The organism is Neisseria sp. P0021.S007 (assembly GCF_051956855.1).
Window position 1 is genome coordinate 1 of sequence record NZ_JBQCXA010001214.1, and the last position, 515, is coordinate 515.

General features: G+C 57.1%; 1 protein-coding gene and 1 pseudogene. Both read left to right on the top strand.

Annotated elements, in window-relative coordinates; all coding sequences use genetic code 11:
- Positions 1-125: pseudogene (locus ACTHUR_RS18360) on the top strand (cation diffusion facilitator family transporter); the annotation flags it as partial.
- Between the two features lie 60 nt (positions 126-185).
- A partial coding sequence (locus ACTHUR_RS18365) for an HAD family hydrolase (protein ID WP_440400202.1) occupies positions 186-515 on the top strand: 330 nt, incomplete at its 3' end.

Consider the following 515-nt stretch of genomic DNA (forward strand, 5'->3'; position numbering starts at 1 on the left):
AACACAAGCTGTCCCACAAAAACATCGGACACTGCACCATCCAAATCGAAAGCGAACACCACCCGCATCCCGACAGCGTCTTGTGTTCAAACGAGACCGACGGCGCACACCATCACCACCACTAAACCTAAAGGTCGTCTGAAACCCTTTTCAGACGACCCCATCGAAAAACCAAAGGAAAACACATGATACAAGCCGTATTGTTCGACCTCGACGGCACACTCGCCGACACTGCCCTAGACCTCGGCGGCGCACTCAACACCCTGCTCAACCGCCACGGACTGCCCGAAAAAAGCATGGACGAAATCCGCACCCAAGCCAGCCACGGCGCGGCAGGACTGCTCAAACTCGGCGTAGCCATCACCCCCGACCACCCCGACTACGCCCAATGGCGCACCGAATATCTTGACGAATACGACAGCCGCTACGCCCAAGACACCGCCCTCTTTGACGGCGTGAACGAACTCATCGCCGAACTCGACAGACGCGGCATCAAATGGGGCATCATCACCAAC